General features: G+C 64.1%; 15 protein-coding genes. 1 reads left to right on the top strand and 14 read right to left on the bottom strand.

The window, feature by feature from the left end; translation table 11 throughout:
* Nucleotide 1: 1 nt before the first annotated feature.
* The 11 genes from bioB to AB3X86_RS02830 form a co-directional block, all read right to left on the bottom strand.
* Complete coding sequence (bioB, locus tag AB3X86_RS02880) at nt 2–1102, bottom strand: biotin synthase BioB (protein WP_368594847.1); 1101 nt, start codon at nt 1100–1102, stop codon at nt 2–4.
* 52 nt (nt 1103–1154) lie between these two features.
* A complete protein-coding gene (gene bioD / locus AB3X86_RS02875) occupies nt 1155–1895 on the bottom strand; it encodes a dethiobiotin synthase (protein WP_368594846.1) in 741 nt (246 codons plus the stop codon).
* On the bottom strand, nt 1892–3076 hold the full coding sequence (gene bioF, locus AB3X86_RS02870) for an 8-amino-7-oxononanoate synthase (protein ID WP_368594845.1): 1185 nt from the start codon (nt 3074–3076) through the stop codon (nt 1892–1894). Before bioF ends, bioD begins: the two co-directional genes overlap by 4 nt.
* Complete coding sequence (gene bioA / locus AB3X86_RS02865) at nt 3076–4437, bottom strand: adenosylmethionine--8-amino-7-oxononanoate transaminase (RefSeq protein WP_368594844.1); 1362 nt, start codon at nt 4435–4437, stop codon at nt 3076–3078. Before bioA ends, bioF begins: the two co-directional genes overlap by 1 nt.
* Before the next feature lie 446 nt (nt 4438–4883).
* On the bottom strand, nt 4884–6191 hold the full coding sequence (locus tag AB3X86_RS02860; RefSeq protein WP_368594843.1) for a dienelactone hydrolase family protein: 1308 nt from the start codon (nt 6189–6191) through the stop codon (nt 4884–4886).
* Between the two features lie 612 nt (nt 6192–6803).
* Nucleotides 6804–7259, bottom strand: a complete 456-nt coding sequence (locus tag AB3X86_RS02855; protein ID WP_368594842.1) for a YchJ family protein — start codon at nt 7257–7259, stop codon at nt 6804–6806.
* A 7-nt stretch (nt 7260–7266) separates the two neighbouring features.
* A complete protein-coding gene (locus tag AB3X86_RS02850) occupies nt 7267–8397 on the bottom strand; it encodes an acyl-CoA dehydrogenase family protein (protein ID WP_368594841.1) in 1131 nt (376 codons plus the stop codon).
* Nucleotides 8398–8430: 33 nt separating this feature from the next.
* Nucleotides 8431–9108 carry an SDR family oxidoreductase gene (locus AB3X86_RS02845; RefSeq protein ID WP_176109713.1) on the bottom strand — a complete coding sequence of 226 codons (678 nt, stop codon included), beginning with the start codon at nt 9106–9108 and terminating at the stop codon, nt 8431–8433.
* Between the two features lie 27 nt (nt 9109–9135).
* A complete protein-coding gene (locus AB3X86_RS02840; RefSeq protein ID WP_368594840.1) occupies nt 9136–10344 on the bottom strand; it encodes an acetyl-CoA C-acetyltransferase in 1209 nt (402 codons plus the stop codon).
* A gap of 72 nt (nt 10345–10416) precedes the next feature.
* Complete coding sequence (gene aceK, locus AB3X86_RS02835; RefSeq protein WP_368594839.1) at nt 10417–12234, bottom strand: bifunctional isocitrate dehydrogenase kinase/phosphatase; 1818 nt, start codon at nt 12232–12234, stop codon at nt 10417–10419.
* A gap of 39 nt (nt 12235–12273) precedes the next feature.
* A complete protein-coding gene (locus AB3X86_RS02830) occupies nt 12274–12678 on the bottom strand; it encodes a MerR family DNA-binding transcriptional regulator (RefSeq protein WP_018436808.1) in 405 nt (134 codons plus the stop codon).
* 158 nt (nt 12679–12836) lie between these two features.
* Here AB3X86_RS02830 and AB3X86_RS02825 point away from each other — a divergent pair, with 158 nt between their 5' ends.
* A complete protein-coding gene (locus AB3X86_RS02825; RefSeq protein ID WP_368594838.1) occupies nt 12837–13910 on the top strand; it encodes an MBL fold metallo-hydrolase in 1074 nt (357 codons plus the stop codon).
* Nucleotides 13911–14010: 100 nt separating this feature from the next.
* On the opposite strand, the gene AB3X86_RS02820 is transcribed toward AB3X86_RS02825, so the two are convergent.
* The 3 genes from AB3X86_RS02820 to AB3X86_RS02810 all read right to left on the bottom strand — a co-directional run bounded on the left by AB3X86_RS02820 (nt 14011) and on the right by AB3X86_RS02810 (nt 17630).
* The gene (locus tag AB3X86_RS02820; RefSeq protein ID WP_368594837.1) at nt 14011–14445 is read right to left on the bottom strand and encodes a lysozyme inhibitor LprI family protein; all 435 of its coding nucleotides are present in this window, start codon (nt 14443–14445) and stop codon (nt 14011–14013) included.
* Nucleotides 14446–14943: 498 nt separating this feature from the next.
* Nucleotides 14944–16530: an ABC transporter substrate-binding protein gene (locus tag AB3X86_RS02815; RefSeq protein WP_368594836.1), complete on the bottom strand. Its 1587-nt coding sequence runs from the start codon at nt 16528–16530 to the stop codon at nt 14944–14946.
* A gap of 281 nt (nt 16531–16811) precedes the next feature.
* Nucleotides 16812–17630 carry a helical backbone metal receptor gene (locus AB3X86_RS02810; protein WP_368594835.1) on the bottom strand — a complete coding sequence of 273 codons (819 nt, stop codon included), beginning with the start codon at nt 17628–17630 and terminating at the stop codon, nt 16812–16814.
* Between the last annotated feature and the right edge of the window lie 2 nt (nt 17631–17632).

Raw genomic sequence — 17632 nt, 5'->3', positions numbered from 1 at the left:
CTCAATTCGCCGCGCCGTGATCCCCATGCCCATGCGCACATCCACGCTCGCACTCACTCTGCTCGACCGGCATTTGCTGCGCAGCCTCAGCGCGAATGCCCAGACGCGCGAGCAGCTTGCGGTCCGCTTCCGCCTGCGGGTTGCTCGTGGTCAGCAACTGATCGCCGTAAAAGATCGAATTCGCGCCCGCGAGGAAGCACATCGCCTGCAACGCCTCGTCCATCTGTTCGCGGCCGGCCGATAGACGCACCATCGCGCGCGGCATCGTGATGCGCGCAACCGCGATCGTGCGCACGAATTCGAACGGGTCGATCGGTTCGGTGCCGGTCAGCGGCGTGCCTTGCACCTGCACCAGATTGTTGATCGGCACCGATTCCGGGTACGGCTCCATGTTTGCGAGTTGCGCGATCAGCCCCGCGCGTTCGCGGCGCGATTCACCCATGCCGACGATGCCGCCGCAGCACACGTTGATGCCCGCGTCGCGCACGCGTTCGAGCGTGTCGAGCCGATCCTGATAGGTGCGCGTCGAAATGATCTGGCCGTAGAACTCCGGCGACGTATCGAGGTTGTGGTTGTAGTAGTCGAGGCCCGCATCGCGCAGCGCTTGTGCCTGGTGCGTTTCGAGCATGCCGAGGGTCACGCAGGTTTCGAGGCCCATTGCCTTCACGCCGCGGATCATGTCCTTGATCGGCTCGAGGTGGCGGTCCTTCGGATTGCGCCACGCGGCGCCCATGCAGAAGCGCGTCGCGCCGTTGTCCTTTGCGAGTTTCGCCGCGGCGAGCACTTCGTCGACCGGCATCAGCTTGTCGGCCGCGAGACCGGTGTCGTGATGCACCGACTGCGGACAGTACGCGCAATCCTCTTCGCAGCCGCCGGTCTTGATCGACAGCAGCGTAGACAGTTGCACCGCATTCGCGTCGAAATGCTCGCGATGCGTTTGCTGCGCGCGAAACAGCAGGTCGTTGAACGGCAATTCGTACAACGCGACGATATCCGCGACGCGCCAGCGCGCGAGCGGCTTCGCTTCAGTGGCGGCGCCAGTCGAATTGCCGTTGGCGGCGCTCGTGTCGGCGCTGCCCGTTGCGATGTTCAGTGGTGTCATGTGATCGATCCTCGTGTACGGATGAAATGGGGTTCGGCGCTGCTGGGCAGCGCTATGTCGCGCGCAATTGGCGCAGCGTTTGAAGAAGCCGTCGAATATCGAGCTGTTCGGCCGCAAGTTCCGGCGACAGCGGGCTGATATGCGGCACGATACCGAGCAGCGGCGCGTCGTACGCTTGCGTAAGATGCGTGCGAATCGACGCGATGTTTTCGTCGGCGAAGGTCATATCCGGGTCGATGCGATTCGCGACCCAGCCCGCGAGCGTGAGACCGCGCGCGGCGATTGCTTCGGCGCTCAGCAGCGCATGGCTGATGCAGCCGAGCCGCATGCCGACCACCAGCACTACCGGCAGCCCCAGCGCGACGGCGAGATCGGCGGTGTCCTGCGTCGCGGTCAACGGCACGCGAAAGCCGCCGACACCTTCGACCACGACGACCTCGGCGAGCTTCAGCGCCTCGCGATGGCACGCAACGATGTGATCGACATCGAACGAGACGTTTTCCAGCGCCGCAGCGATGTGCGGCGCGGCCGGCTCCTTCAGCAGATACGGCGTGCGCATCGCGGGCGGCAGCAGCACGCTCGACGCGGCATCGAGTTGATCCGCATCTTCGTTGTGCAGCACGCCGTTCACTTCGAACGCGCCCGCCGCGATCGGCTTCATCGCGGCCGCTTGCAGACCTTCGCGCACGAAACCGCGCAATAGCGCCGACGACACGAAGGTCTTGCCGATCTCCGTGTCGGTGCCGGTGACGAACAGCGACAGCGCGCCGCCATCGTTATTCAGGTTGCTCATGCGGCGCGCGCTCCGACTTGTTGCAGCGCGGCTTCGAGCCGGTCGAGATCCGCATGCGAGTGCGCGGCCGACAGCGAGATGCGCAGGCGCGACGTGCCGGTCGGCACGGTCGGCGGACGGATCGCGGGCACCCACAGCCCTGCGCGATCGAGCGATGCGGCGATCTCGAGCGTCGCATCGTTCGCGCCGATGATCAGCGGTTGAACGGCCGTATGCGAATCGACGGGCAGCCACGGCGTTGCCTTCAGCATCGCGCGCGCGCGTTCGATCAGTTGCTGCAGATGCGCGCGGCGCGCATCGCCTTCGTCGCCGCCGATGATGCGCAGGCTCGCCGACACCGCATGCGCGGCCGCCGGCACCGAGGCGGTCGTGAAGATATACGGACGCGCGCGCTGCACGAGCCATTCGATCACGGTCGCGTGCGCGACCACGAAGGCGCCGGAAACGCCCGCCGCCTTGCCCAGCGTGCCGATCGAGATCAGATGCGGCGAGCGCAGCGCGGCTTGCGCGATCGCGCCGCGGCCTTGCGGACCGAGCACGCCGAAGCCGTGCGCGTCGTCGACGATCAGCCACGCGCCGTGCCGCTCCGCGAGTTCGAGCAAACGCGGCAGCGGCGCGATGTCGCCGTCCATGCTGAACACCGTGTCGGAGACGATCACCTTGACGTCCGCCTCCGACGCTTCGAGCATCGCGCTCAACGCATCCATGTCGCAGTGCGGATAGATCTGCACATCGGCGCGCGACAGCCGAGCACCGTCGATCAGCGATGCATGATTGAGCGCATCGGAGAATAGCGTCGTGCCGCGGCCCGCGAGCGCGGTCAGCGTCGCGAGATTCGCCATATAGCCGGTGCTGAAATACAACGCGCGGGCATCGTCGACGAAGCTGCCCGCGAATGCAGCGAGATCGTCTTCCAACTGCGCATGCGCGCGCGAATGACCGCCGAGCAGATGCGAACCGCCGCTGCCCGCGCCATACAGCCGCGCGCCTTCGGCGATCGCCTCGATCAACTGCGGATGCGCGGCGAGGCCCAGGTAGTCGTTGCTCGCGAAGCCGATCATTTCACGGCCGTCGACCGTCATGTGCGCGGCGCAGGGTGTGTCCGCGGTGCGGCGGCGGCGGCGCAGGCCGCGTGCGTCGATTTCCTTCAGGCCTTCGGCGAGTGTGTCGAGCAGATGCATCAGCGGGCCTCCGCGAGCGTGGCGTCGAAGGTGTCGCGTGTGCGCGCGGCGAGCAGCGCGAGTTCTTCGTCGTCGAGAATGTACGGTGGCATCAGGTACACGGTGGTGCCGATCGGGCGCAACAATAGCTCGCGTTGGAGCGCGTTTTCGAAGAAGCGGCGCGAGAACGTTTTGGCTCGCTGGGGATCGTCGATCACCGCATCGAACGCGAAGATCGTGCCGCGCTGACGCAGATTGCGCACCTGCGCGTGCTCGACGAGCGGCGCGAGCGCGGCCTCGAGCTTTGCCGATTTACGGGCGTTGGCGGCGAGCACGTCATCGCTCGCGAACAGATCGAGCGTTGCGAGCGCGGCGCGGCACGCGAGCGGATTGCCGGTGTACGAGTGCGAATGCAGGAAGCCGCGTGCGGTGTCGTCGTGATAGAAGGCTGCGAAGATCTCGTCGCGCGACAGCACGATCGACAGCGGCAGATAGCCGCCGCTGATGCCTTTCGACAGACACAGGAAGTCGGGCCACACGCCTGCCTGCTCGCATGCGAAGAACGTGCCGGTGCGGCCGCAGCCGACCGCGATTTCGTCGGCGATCAGATGCACGCCGTACTGGTCGCACAGCGCGCGCAACCCGGCGACGTACGACGCGTCGTGCATCGCCATGCCGGCCGCGCACTGCACGAGCGGCTCGACGATCAGCGCGGCGATGCGGTTCGCGCGCGCCTCGAACAGCGCGCGCACGTTGTCGAGCGCGCGGCGTGCGACGTCGGCGGCGGTTTCGCCCGCTTGCGCGAGCCGTGCATCGGGCGACGCGACGACGTGTGCGTGACGAATCAGCGGATCGTAAGCGTCCTTGAACAGCGCGACGTCGGTCACGCCGAGCGCGCCGATCGTCTCGCCGTGGTAGCTGTTGGCAACGCAGACGAATTCCTGCTTGTCCGCGTAGCCCCGGTTGCGCCAGCTATGAAAGCTCATCTTCAGCGCGATCTCGACCGCCGACGCGCCATCCGACGCGAAGAACGCGTGGCCGAGCGTGTTGCCGGTCAACGTGTGCAGACGTTCGGCGAGCTCGACGGCGGGTTCATGCGTGCAGCCGGCGAGCATTGCGTGTTCGAGCGTATCGAGCTGCTCTTTCAGCGCCGCGTTGATGCGCGGGTTCGCGTGACCGAACAGATTGACCCACCACGAACTAATCGCGTCGAGATAGCGATGACCCGCGCGATCGTATAGCCATGCGCCTTGACCGCGCGCGACGGGGATCAGCGGCAGACGTTCGTGATGCTTCATCTGCGTGCACGGATGCCATACCGCGCGAAGGCTGCGGGCGACCCAGTCTTCAGGGGCGGCCCGTGGGGCTGCTGAATTTTCCAAAGAGGTACTCCGAGGTGCTTTTATGCGACGCACGCGCGAGATCGGTCTCACGCCTTTTTGAAAGGCGTTTCCGTTTTTTCCGCAGACCTATTCCGGTCGCGAGGAACGAGCCTTGGCGAGCGCGCGGGGTCGAGATTAGCGGTTTATTTCGCCGCGCGCATCAGCTGCGAAACGCGCGTTTTTCGCCGTGGCGTCGAGGTTTGCCGCTGTTCGCCACAGCTCGTTCGACTTCGGCATCAAAGCTCGCTAATCGACGGAGATAGCGACGTCAAAGTAATGGGCTATTACTGGCGAGAATTTGTGGTGAAGAGGTGGTTTTCGCGGCGCGCGGCACGAGCGCTCGTTGCGGTCATCGTGCAACGGCGGCCCGAATGCAAAAAGGCCTGCTGAATCAGCAGGCCTTCGACAGGTCGGAACCGAACTCGAATCCAGATGCTATGCGTACTTCACTCCCGGCTCGCAATCGCATTCCGGCCATTCGCATCGGCATCACCCGCATCCGCCGTCTGCGAACTCTGATTGCCCCACACGACCGAGTTATCGACTGCATACAGCCGGCACGGATCCGAGCTCTGCTTCTGGCAATTCGCCACCGCCACCGACATCGGATCGTCGCCGCCCTCGGCCCACGACCACGCGCCCGAATCCGACACCGCGAATGCGCGGCTCGGATACTGATGCAGGAAGTTGCGATAGCCATTGCGGCCCTCGTTGTCGAGGAACGGCACCGCGTCGACGGCGTCGAGCGCGGCGAAGCCGGTTGCCTGCGGCGCGGCCGGATCGGCGACGTGATACTGCACGGCCGTCGGCATGCCGGCGCGAGCGAGGAACGCTTCGACGGCCGGCCACCATACGCGCACGCCGTCGCGGTCACCGACCAGCCGATGCGCGTCGTTCTTGTACTTGCCGAAGTCGACCATCTTCACGCTCGCGCCATGCGCGCCATACGCGGCGTACATGCCGGCGACGAGCGGCGCGTTCCACACCGAATCGTTATCGCCATAGAGCCACAGCGACGGTACCGTGGTCTTCTCGCCGTATGCGCCGAATGCGCGCGTCAGATTGCCTTGCCAGTCCTCGCAGGAGTCCTGGCGCAGGCCGCCCGAGAAATTGATCAGCGCGCGCACGCCGGGCGCCGCTTCGGTGCCGTACGCAATCGTCGCGAGACCGCCATGCGAGGTGCCGGCCACCACAATGTGCGTCGCGTCGACATAAGGCTGCTTCGACATGTAATCGATCGTCGCGGCGACGTCGCCGGCTTGACCGAGGCCATTGCGTTGGACGTCGCAGCCGTCCTGCTCGTACACGCCGCCCGAGTGGCCGAAGCCCTGGCGGTTTGGCGCGACGACCACGTAGCCGCGGCGCACGAATTCGCGCGCGAACGGAAGCGGGTCGCTGCGTTCCTGGGTGCGCGGATCGCCCGGAATCTTGCCGTGGTTGAACACGATCATCGGGAACGGCCCGCGGCCGTCCGGCTTGTAGATCGTGGTTTCGAGCGTGACAGTGCCGGCGGCGTCGACCGGCACGCGGATGATCTTTTCGTTCAGGTGAGCGGTGGGCAGATAGACGTCGTCGTCGAGCGCGAGGCGCGGCACGCGGGCGCGCGACAGCGGTCCCTGGGTGTCGCTGGTCGGAGTCGCGTTGTGTGCCGAAGGCGAAGAGTAAGCGAGCGGATCGGCGTGCGCGATCGTGACCGCACACGTGGCCGCGGCGCAGATCGCCGCACACTTCGTCAGAACCTTGCTCAACACCATTGGCGCACCTGCTTGAAAGACCTGTCCCGAACTCCGTGCTGTCCGGTGGCCAAAAACGCTGCTGACGTTCAGCTTTCGTTCGCGTTTTCGACACAAACAGACTCACTCGCGTGCGTAGTGCGCAAAGCGCACGCACGCAAATCGAGATTGCACGGGATGAACCCAACGGCCGACGCGACCCCACGCGCCGAGGATGAGCGTCACTTGGTGCTACCGGAGCCCGCGCGGCGCGCTTACTATCAGCGGCCAGTCAGGCTTCCTTTGCATGTTGCGGAACTGGTGTGACCCGCTCTCGCAATGTGACGTCATGAAACTACGGACTCATCCTGGCACGACAATTTTGTTTTGTGCAATCAAGGAGAACCCGCGACGAAAAAATTGCTGCGTCTGCGAATCAGGCCTCAAAGCCTTGCCAGGCAAGGGCCGGGGACATGTGGCGCGAAGCGGCGACTAAAGGTCGTGTAAGTGCTGTGGCGCGAGGCCAACGAAGGAGCCTGCGCCCGTGGAACGAAAAAAAGCGGATGCGGGGGTTTTTATGAATTTTGTCGAGAGCGAGAGGCAGGCATGAGAAAGCCTCGACGCGTAATGCAGCGATCACTTAATCAGCGCCTGCTACTCATCGACGTCTCCGTCTACATAACGCCAGCGTCCATCATCGCCACGCAGGAAGCGGCTCAATTCATGCAGCCGATGCGCACGTCCCCCCACTTTGTAGCGGGCGATGAATTCGACGGTCGCGTGATCGGCATCGCTTTGGGCGAACGCTTTGATCTGCAGTCCGAGCCAACGAGGCGCGTCGGGTGCGGTGGGATCGACGTCGAGATTGGCGGGGCAGGTGCGGGGGGCCCACGTCGCGCGCAGGTAGTCGGTTGCACCGAGCACGTACGCGCTATAGCGCGAGCGCATCAGTTCGAGCGCGCGCGGCGCCGCTTCGCCGCCGTCGATATAGCGGCCGCAGCATTGTGCGAAACGCGGGGCCTTGGTCGCGGTGCCTGGGCGTGCGGCGGGCGCGGCGCCGCCGCACGGGCAGTCGACAGGTCTTTGCGGTGACAACAATGGCTTATTCATTGAAATTTCAGTTGAGCGCGCGAGCGATCAGGATCTTCTGGATATCGCTCGTGCCTTCGTAAATCTGGCACACGCGCACGTCACGGTAAATCCGCTCGACCGGGAAGTCGCTCAGATAACCGTAGCCGCCGTGAATCTGCAACGCGGCCGAGCAGATGCGCTCGGCGGCTTCGGAAGCGAACAGTTTTGCCATCGCGGCTTCGGTCAGGCACGGTTGGCCCGCGTCTTTCAGCGACGCAGCGTGCCAGATCAATTGACGCGCGGCTTCGAGTTGCGTGGCCATGTCGGCCAGACGGAACTGCACCGCCTGGTGCGAGAACAGCGCCGCGCCGAAGCTCTCGCGTTCTTTTGCATAATTCAGCGCCGCTTCGAACGCCGCGCGCGCCATGCCGACGCTTTGCGCAGCGATGCCGATGCGCCCGCCTTCGAGCCCTGACAACGCGATCCGGTAGCCTTCGCCTTCCGCGCCAATCAGGTTCGCCGCCGGCACACGGCAGTCCTCGAACACGATCTGCGCGGTGTCCGACGAATGCTGGCCGAGCTTGTCTTCGACACGCGCGACTACGTAGCCCGGCGTGCTGGTGGGCACGATGAACGCGCTGATGCCGCGTTTGCCGGCGGTCTTGTCGGTGACGGCCATTACGATCGCGACGTTGCCGTTCTTGCCGCTCGTAATGAACTGCTTGACGCCGCTCAGCACGTACGCGTCGCCATCGCGCGTCGCGGTAGTGCGCAGCGCCGACGCATCCGAGCCCGCTTGCGGCTCGGTCAGGCAGAACGCGCCGAGCATCTCGCCGCGCGCGAGCGGCGTGAGCCAGTCGCGCTTCTGCGCGTCGTTGCCATAGGTGAGCAGGATGCTGCACACCGGGCAGTTGTTCACCGAGATCGCGGTCGAAGTGCCGCCGTCGCCGGCCGCGATTTCTTCGAGGATCAGCGAGAGCGCGAGCGCGTCCATGCCGGCGCCGCCATACGCGTCGGGCACCAGCACGCCATAGGCGCCGAGTTCGGCGAGCTGCCGGTGCACGTCGCGCGGAAAGGTGCGCTCGCGATCCCATTGCGCCGCGTACGGCGTGATCGCTTCGCGCACGAAGGTGCGCAGCGCGTCGCGCACCATCAGGTGATCCTGGTCAAGCACCATGAGTGTGTCTCCGATCCGATGCAACCCGGTTGTCTACCAGTCGAGCTGCGTACCGTCGTGCTGAACGAAGCGGCCGTGGAACGCGTCGCGCGATGCCGCCGCCTGCGCCAGCACCTCGCGCATGCCCGCGACGCTGCGCGCCGGATCGAGCGCGGCCTGCGCGCCACCCATGTCGGTGCGCACCCAGCCGGGATGCAGCGACACGCAGGTCGCGCGTTGCGCGTCGAGCGACGCGAGCTTCAGCACGGCGTTCAGCGCCGCCTTGCTGGTGCGATACAGCCAGCCCGTCGTGCCGCTCGCATCGGCGATGCTGCCCATGCGGCTCGAAATCACCGCGAGCACGCCGTCCGTTTCCTCGACGAGCGGCAGCAGGATCGGCAGCAACTGCATCGGGCCGCGCACGTTCGTATGCATCACGTGATCGAAGTCCTCGGCGGTGATCGTCTCGATCCCTTCGGTGCGCGGACCGTACACGCCCGACACCACGATCGCCACGTCGAGCCGTTCGCCGTCGAGCTTCCAGCCGAGCGCCGCGATTTCTTCGGGGGCGGTGACGTCGAGCATGAAGGTTTCGGCACCGAGCTCGTTGAGCGCGTCGAGCGCGGCGCCGTCCCGCGCGGTCGCGAGCACGCGCCAGCCGCTCTTTTTGTACTGCCGCACGAATTCCTGGCCGATGCCACGCGACGCACCGACGATCAACACTGTTTTCATCGTATTCCTCGAAGTTTGGTCAACTCTTCAGATCAGTTCGATACCCATTGCGGTCGCCTCGCCGCCGCCGATGCACAGCGACGCGACGCCGCGCTTCAGACCGCGATTCTTCAGCGCGCCGATGAGCGTAACCAGAATGCGCGCGCCCGAGGCGCCGATCGGATGGCCTAGCGCGCATGCTCCGCCGTTCACGTTGACCTTGTTGTGCGGCAGGTCGTGCTCTTTCATCGCGGCCATCGTGACGACCGCGAACGCTTCGTTGATCTCGTACAGATCGACGTCGCCGGCGCGCCAGCCGTTCTTCTCGAACAGCTTGCGGATCGCGCCGACCGGCGCGGTCGTGAACTTCGCGGGCTCCTGCGCGAACGTCGAATGACCGACGACGCGTGCGAGCGGCGCGACGCCGAGCCGCTTCGCGGTCGACTCGCGCATCATCACGAGCGCGGCCGCGCCGTCCGAGATCGATGACGAGTTCGCCGCCGTCACGGTGCCGGTCTTGCTGAACGCAGGCTTCAGCGTGGGAATCTTGTCGAGGTTGGCCTTGAACGGCTGCTCGTCGCGCGCGATCGTGACGTCGCCCTTGCGGGCCGCCACCGTAACGGGCGCGATTTCCCAGTCGAACGAGCCGTCCTCGTTCGCGCGTTTCGCGCGGTTCAGCGACTCGACCGCGAACGCGTCCTGCGCCTCGCGGGTGAAGTCGAACGACGCCGCGCATTCCTCGGCGAACGTGCCCATCAGACGGCCTTTGTCGTACGCGTCTTCGAGGCCGTCGTAGAACATGTGGTCGAGCACCTGACCGTGGCCCATGCGCATGCCGCCGCGCGCTTTCGGCAACAGATACGGCGCGTTCGTCATGCTTTCCATGCCGCCCGCGACGATCACGTCGAGCGAGCCCGCAGCCAGCATGTCGTGCGCGAACATCGCCGCGCGCATGCCGGAGCCGCACATCTTGTTGACCGTCGTGCAGCCTGTGGCGAGCGGCAGACCCGCGCCGAGCGCGGCCTGGCGCGCGGGCGCCTGGCCGAGGCCGGCGGGCAGCACGCAGCCCATCACCGCTTCGTCGATCTGCTCGGGCTTCAGACCCGCGCGCTCGACGGCCGCCTTGATCGCGACCGCGCCGAGTTGTGGCGCGGTCAGCGACGCGAAGTCGCCCTGAAAGCCGGCCATCGGCGTGCGCGCCGCGCTGACGATCACGATCGGATCGGCATGGATACCACTTTGAATTGCGTCACTCATGTTTGAGCTCCTTGGTCATAGCTTGGATGGCTACCGCCGCACGCGGCCTGCTGTGAACCCTCGTGAGATTCATCAAGCCACGCGCACATTCGGCTCGTTCGCCTCTGCATCGGTTGTTTCGGCGAACCGCCCCGGATAACGCACGCAGAAGCGCACGCTCTGGTCGTACGGGAAAAAATCGGGCAACTCGCCCTTCAAGAGAAAATCCTTGTATCGCTGCCACAGTTCGGGCTCGAAGAGATCCGCGTGATGCAGCATGAACGATCGGCGCACGCGCGGATCGCCGAGCAGGAACGTGCCGTACGTCTCCGGGAAAATATCGTGCGGACCGACCGCGTACCACGGCTCGTCCGACATTTCGTCTTCCTCGTTGCGCGGCGCCGGCACCGCGCGCACGTTGCAGTCGGTCAGGTACTCGATCTCGTCGTAGTCGTAGAACACGACACGGCCGTGGCGCGTGACGCCGAAGTTCTTGTACAGCATGTCGCCGGGGAAGATGTTCGCCTGGATCAGCTCCTTCACCGCGTTGCCGTATTCCTTGATGCCGTGCTCGATGTCGTCGTCGTTGCCGTTCTGCAGGAACAGATTGAGCGGGATCATGCGTCGCTCGATGTACATGTGGCGAATCACGAGGTTCTCGCCGTCGTATTCGATCAGCGACGGCACTTCCTTCTCGAGTTCGCGCAACAGCGTTTCGTCGAGCCGCGCGAGCGGCAGCGCGACGCTCGAATATTCGAGCGTGTCGGCCATGCGGCCGAGCCGGTCGTGACGTTTGACGAGCAGATACTTCTGCTGGATCTGCGCTCGCGTGGTTTCCTTCGGCGGCGGAAAGTTGTCCTTGATCAGCTTGAACACGTAGGGGAACGACGGCAACGTGAACACCAGCATCACGAGCCCCTTGATGCCGGGCGCGACGATGAAGCGGTCGCTCGAATGCTTGAGGTGATGCAGCAGATCGCGATAGAACAGATTCTTGCCCTGCTTCTGCAGGCCCACCGACGTATAGATCTCCGCCTTCGGCTTGGCCGGCATCACCGTGCGCAGAAACTCGACATACGCGGACGGCACTTCCATGTCGACCAGAAAATACGAGTGCGAGAAGCTGAAGATGATCAGCAACTGCTCGCGCTTGAGCAGCACGGTGTCCAGTGCGAGCACGCCCGGTTTCACGTAACGCAGCGGCACCGCGAACGGCAGCAGCGCGTCGCCGTTGATGATGCGCCCGACGATGTACGCAGCCTTGTTGCGATAGAACAGTGACGACAGCACATGAATCTGGAAATTCGGCGCCTCGTCGAACACGCCGAACGCTTCGCGAATCGACTGCACCACACAGGCGACGTCGCGCGTCAGGTCCTCGAACGGCGGATCGAGCTGGAAGTTTGTGACGACCCGCTCCAGCGTCGCGGCGAGTCCGTCCGTACCGGGGTAATACGCACGATAGGTCGGCTTCGCGGCCGGTTCGTCGTTCTCGATGTATTCGGTCGAAATCGCTGGGCGCACGAAAATGAAATCGTTGTTGAAGTACGAGCGGTGCAGGATCTTGCAGGAAACCGAATTAAAAAAGGTTTCCGCGCACTCGGGCTGACGGTGCGTGGTCAGAAGGCCAATGTAGTGCAGCTTGATCTGCTGCCACACTTCGCTGTCGATGTTCTCCGCGTCGTACTCGTCTTCGAGCAGGTGCACGCATTCCTGCACGCGATCGTCGTACGACGCGATGCGGTCGCGCGCGAGCTTTTGCAGGCCGTGCCAGTCGCCGGCTTCGAACAGCGTCTTCGCATGGATCGCCGCGTCGCGAAAGATCCGGTAGTGACGGTCGAACCCTTCGAGCATCGTCTGCGCGACGTCGAAACCGATTTGCGACGATAACAGTTTGGGGAAGTGATTCATCACGCGCGCTCCGCAAACGCCGGTCAGAGTCAGGCAGCTTCAGGCAGGTTTCGCGTCGTGCCTCGTGCCATCGAGCAACGCGCGCGCCTGCGCTTCGTACTGCGCCAGATCTTCGAGCGTCGCGTCGAGATCTTCGCGCTGACGTTCGAGCACTTCGCGATGACGCGCGACCGTCGCGAGAAACGCGTGCAATTGCGGCACGGTGTCGGTCGGCGACTCGTAGACGTCGAGCAGGTCGCGAATCTCCGACAGCGTGAAGCCAAGGCGCTTGCCGCGCAGCGTGAGCTTCAGACGCGTGCGGTCGCGGCCGGAATAGACGCGCCGCAAGCCGCTCGAACCCTCGCGGCTCGGTGAGAGTAAACCCTGGTCTTCATAGAAACGAATTGCGCGTGGCGTGACGTCGAATTCGCGCGCGAGTTCGGTGATCGTGTATTGCGTATTCATCGGGACATCTCGTGGCCGCTTGGCCGGCACAAAACCGGATTGAACGATAGAATCGACGTTTACGTTATCGTCAACCTGAGCGGAACGCAACCACAACCAGGCCGACCGGCATCGCATACCTGGCCATGCCGGAGAGTCGTCGGAGGAAGACAGTCCCCATGAATGCACTCGAACACCAACTCCAATACCCGTTCAACGACACGATGCCCGACTCGGGCCGCACGATGGAAGTCGCGCCGGGCGTGCTATGGCTGCGCATGCCGTTACCGTTCGCGCTCGACCATATCAACCTGTGGCTGCTGCGCGATGAGATCGACGGTCAGCAAGGCTGGACCGTGGTCGACTGCGGCATCACGTCGGACACGATCAAGGCGAATTGGGAGAGCGTGTTCGAGTCGGTGCTCGACGGGCTGCCGGTGCTGCGCGTGATCGTCACGCATTGCCATCCGGACCACATCGGCCTCGCGCACTGGGTGTGCGGCGGCGGCGAGAAAAAGCGTTGGGACGCGCGGCTCTGGATGACGCTCGGCGAATACATGCAGGCGCGCGTAATGGCGACGGGCGACGGTTCGAACGCGGGCGGCGAGGCCGCGGCGCGGCACTTCGCGCGGCATGGTTTGAACGACACCGAATCGGTCGACAAACTGCGCAATCGCACGAGCTATTACTCGAGCCTCGTACCGGCGATTCCGGGGCAATACCGGCGTTTGCGCGAAGCCGAGGACGTGAGGATCGGCGGCAGGACGTGGCGCGTGGTCACAGGCTTCGGCCACTCGCCGGAACACTGCGCGCTGCACTGTGCGGAAACCGGCACGCTGATTTCAGGCGACATGGTGCTGCCGCGCATTTCAACCAACGTGTCGGTGTTCGATATCGAGCCTGAGGGCTCGCCGCTCGAACTGTATCTGGAGTCGCTTGGCCGCTACGAGACGATGCCAGAAGATACGCTCGTGCTGCCGTCGCATGGCAAGCCGTTTCGCGGCGTGCGCACGCGCATTCGGCAACTGCGCGAGCATCACGATGCGCGGCTCGCCGAAGTGCGCGAAGCGTGCGCGGAAAAGCCGCAAAGCGCCGCCGACATCGTGCCGCTGATGTTCAAGCGCCAACTCGATATCCATCAGATGACGTTCGCGATGGGTGAGGCGCTCGCGCATTTGCATCTGCTGTGGCGGGCGGGGGAATTGAAGCGGACGCAGAATGCGGACGGGGTGATACGGTTTGCGGCGGTGTGATCTCGGACATTCGCCGCGGGCGGAGAAGCGCGGACGAATAGATCCGCGCTTCGCGAAGGCACTGAGCGGCGCAACGATGCTGGGTGTCCTCTCACGCGAACTACTTCAAGGGCATGTCAGATGCAGCGTTGCGTAGTTGCTCGGCTCGCCGGTTGTTGAGTTCGGAAACGCAAGCTAATCGGCTGATTTCGTGCGCATTGCCGGCTGCACCACCAGTCAGCGAAGCTGCGAAGTCGCATTGAGACTCACGGTACCGAGCGAATTTTCTGTTTGATGCGGCGAGTTTTGCCCTGGCCTGGTTGACGTACTTGTGGTCTTCATCCCATTTGGAAAGGGTGCCAGCCATCTTCTCCTCGGCTCGTCTGAGGGTCTTCTTACTCGCCTCTGCTTTTTCTGCCAGACAGTCCCGCATCCCCGCTTGCGAGAACGCGCTGCATTCCTCGCGCAAGGCCCGCTCGCTTGCGACGGGAACCGCTGAGGCTGCAAGGACCATTGTTGGCAGGCAGGCGGCCAGGGCGAAACAGATCAGCTTCATTGTGCACATAGGGCCGCCTTTCCTTTCCGCACCGATGACAACGCGCAATCAAGTTTTCTGGCGTAGTTTGGTTCCCGACGTCCGTTATAGCGCAGTGCTATGAACGTCGTGACGATGGGGTGCCAGCCTGCAATCACTTTTTGAATTGAAGCTTTCCGGTACGTCAATACTTGTCCAGGGCGAAGAACAGCGGCCGTCGGGTTCAGCTTTCTCAACGTCTCGATCGTGGTGCCTTGATCCTTCCCTCGTTGGAGCTTGCATTGCCGTAACCATTCCTGTTGTCAAAGTGTGGGCCGTTGCTTTGCAAACGATTATTAGCTTCTTGCCTGAGGGAAAATTGCATTAGGAGTCGGTTCTCGCGGGCAAAGGCCCGAGATCACGTCGGAAAAGGTTACGCAGTGTCATATGCGATCAGCCAATTCGCGCGTCAGATAAAAAAAGCCCGGTTCAAGAACCGGGCTTTCTCGCAGGGCTGTCTGCGTCAACCGCAGCGCAAAATCACTGCACCACCACCGCCCCAAAATTCTGCCGTCCAAACGGACTCACGTGATACCCGCTCACGTTCGTACGCGTGATCGCAGCAGCGGTCGGATAGCCGAGCGGAATCCACAGCGCTTCGTCATGGATGATCTGCTGCGCGGCTTCATACGCTTTCGTGCGCTTGGCGATATCGGACGTTGCTCTGCCGTCGGCGATCAGCTTGTCGAGATCCTGATCGCAGAAGCGCGCGAAGTTGATCCCCGACTTCACCGCGTTGCAACTGAAGAGCGGCGACAGATAGTTGTCCGGATCGCCGTTGTCGCCCGCCCATCCCATGAACAGCGAGTCATGCTGGCCTTGCTTCGCCTGCTTGATCAGCTCGCCCCATTCGATCACCTTGACGTCCGCATTCACGCCGATCTTCGCGAAGTCGGCCTGCAGCAGTTCGGCACCGGCCTTCGGATTCGGATTCAGCACGCTGCCGTTCGGACGCACCCAGATGGTCGTTTGGAACCCGTTCGGAAAACCCGCGTCGGTGAGCAACTGCTTCGCCTTCGCCGGGTCGTACGGCCAGCCCTTGATCGAGTGGTTGTAGCTCCACGTATTCGGCGGAAACGGGTTCACGGCCGGCGTCGCGGTGTTGTCGAACACGGTCTTCAGATACGTCGCGCGGTCGAACGCCATGTTCAGCGCGGCGCGCACCTTCTGGTTGTCGAGCGGCTTCTGCTGCGTGTTCAGCGCGACGAAGGCCGTCATGAACGCGGGCGTCTGCACGATCGCGAGTGACTTGTCCTTCTTCGCGTCGGCGAGATCCTGCGGCTTCGGTGACAGTGCGATCTGGCATTCGCCAGCCTTCACCTTCTGCGCGCGCACGGTTGCGTCCGGCGTGATCGCGTAGATCAGACGCTCGATCTTCGGCTTCGGCCCCCAGTAGGTCGGGTTCGCGTCATAACGGATCACTGCGTCTTTCGTATAGCTCTTCAGCACGAACGGGCCGGTGCCGATCGGCTTCGCGTTCAGGTCGACCTGCTTGCCGGCCTTCAGCAACTGGTCCGCGTACTCGGCCGAATAGATCGACGCAAAGCCCATTGTCAGGATCGACACGAACGTCGCGTTCGGCTCGTTCAATTCGAACTTGACCGTGTCGTCGTCGACCTTGGTAATCGACTTGATCAGCTTCGGCAGCCCCATCGACTGCGCGTGCGGGAAGCCGCTCGCGCCCGCCACCTTGTGCCACGGATTGCTGTCGTTGAGCATGCGGTCGAAGGTGAAGATCACGTCGTCGGCATTCAGCGCGCGGTTGGGCTTGAAGTAGTCGGTGGTCTGGAACTGCACGTTCGGACGCAGGTGGAACGTGTAGGTCAGGCCGTCGGGGCTCACTTCCCATTTGTCGGCGAGCGCGGGCACGACCTTCTTCGCGGCTTCGTCGAACGACACCAGCGAGTTGAAGATCACGTCGGCCGATGCATTCGTCGTGACCAGCGAATTGAACTGCACGACGTCGAAGCCGTCGGGGCTCGATTCGGTACAGACGGTCAATGGTTTGGCGAGCGCGAGCGCGGGCGCCGTGAGCAGGATGGCGGCTGCGAGCAGTTTGAAGCGCATAGGATCTCCGGTAACGAGCGCAGTCAGGCAGTGCGTCTGGTTGTGTTTATGGCGGCGATGCGTGAGCGGGCAGGGGAGCGCTCCCGGCGCGCGCGTCGCCACGATTGTGATACGTTCCCGGCGCCGCCGTACAGGTCGGGCGATCCCGGCCTGAGGCCGAGGGGCCTGCCTTCGAGGCCTGGCCGGCGGCGCGCCTTCGCGAAAGCTTATCGAAGGGCCATTATGGCGACAACAATTTAATCGACATATCCATATGGGGGCGGCGCGGCTGTGTTGCCGCCTCAGGCCGCCGCGGCCCCGCGCAGCAGATAGCCGATGCCATCGATTGCGCGCACGCCGTACCACGACGTCATTTCCCCATCGATCAGCTCGATGCGCTTGCCAGTGAACCGCGGATCGCGCGCGAGCGCATCGCGATGCGCGGCCGTGAAGCGGTACGGCTCGCTCGACAGCAGCACGCGGTCGACTTGCGCGAGCCATGGCGCGGTGTCGAAGTCGAGCGTCGGGTAGCGCGTGGCGCCGACGCTGCCGCCGTGCACGTCGGGCAACGTGTGCCAGTTCACGAGACGCAGCATCGCGGCGATGTAGGTATCGCGCGCGACGCTCATCCACGGTTCGCGCCAGATCAGGTACAGCACGTTCTGCGCGGCGAAGGTGCGAGCGGCGGCTTCGCGCAGACGCGCGTCGAGCGCGCCGCTCAAGCGCCGCGCTTCCTCTTCACGTCTGAAGATCGCGCCGAGCAGCGCGTACAGCGCGAGGTTGTCGCGCGGCGTCTGCGGATGAGTGACGACGATGTGCGGCACGAACGCGCGCAATTGCTCGACGGTGTCGCGTTCGTTTTCGTCGATATTGACGATCAGGTGGGTGGGGCGCAGCGCGCGGATCGCGTCGAGTTTGACGGCTTTCGTGCCGCCGACCTTCGGCACCGCGCGGACCTTGTCGCGCGGATGCACGCAAAAGCCGGTGCGCCCGACGATCTGCCGCTCGAGCCCGAGCGCGAACAGGGTTTCGGTGAGGCTCGGCACCAGCGACACGATGCGCGCATCGGCGCCCGCGGATTCGTGCGCGACGCCGGCTGCATCGATCGCACGAGGTTGCATGA

The organism is Paraburkholderia sp. BR14374, assembly GCF_040948685.1.
GTDB lineage: Bacteria > Pseudomonadota > Gammaproteobacteria > Burkholderiales > Burkholderiaceae > Paraburkholderia > Paraburkholderia youngii.
The sequence above is the reverse complement of the archived record's forward strand: the minus strand, read 5'-3'. Positions and strand labels throughout refer to the sequence as shown.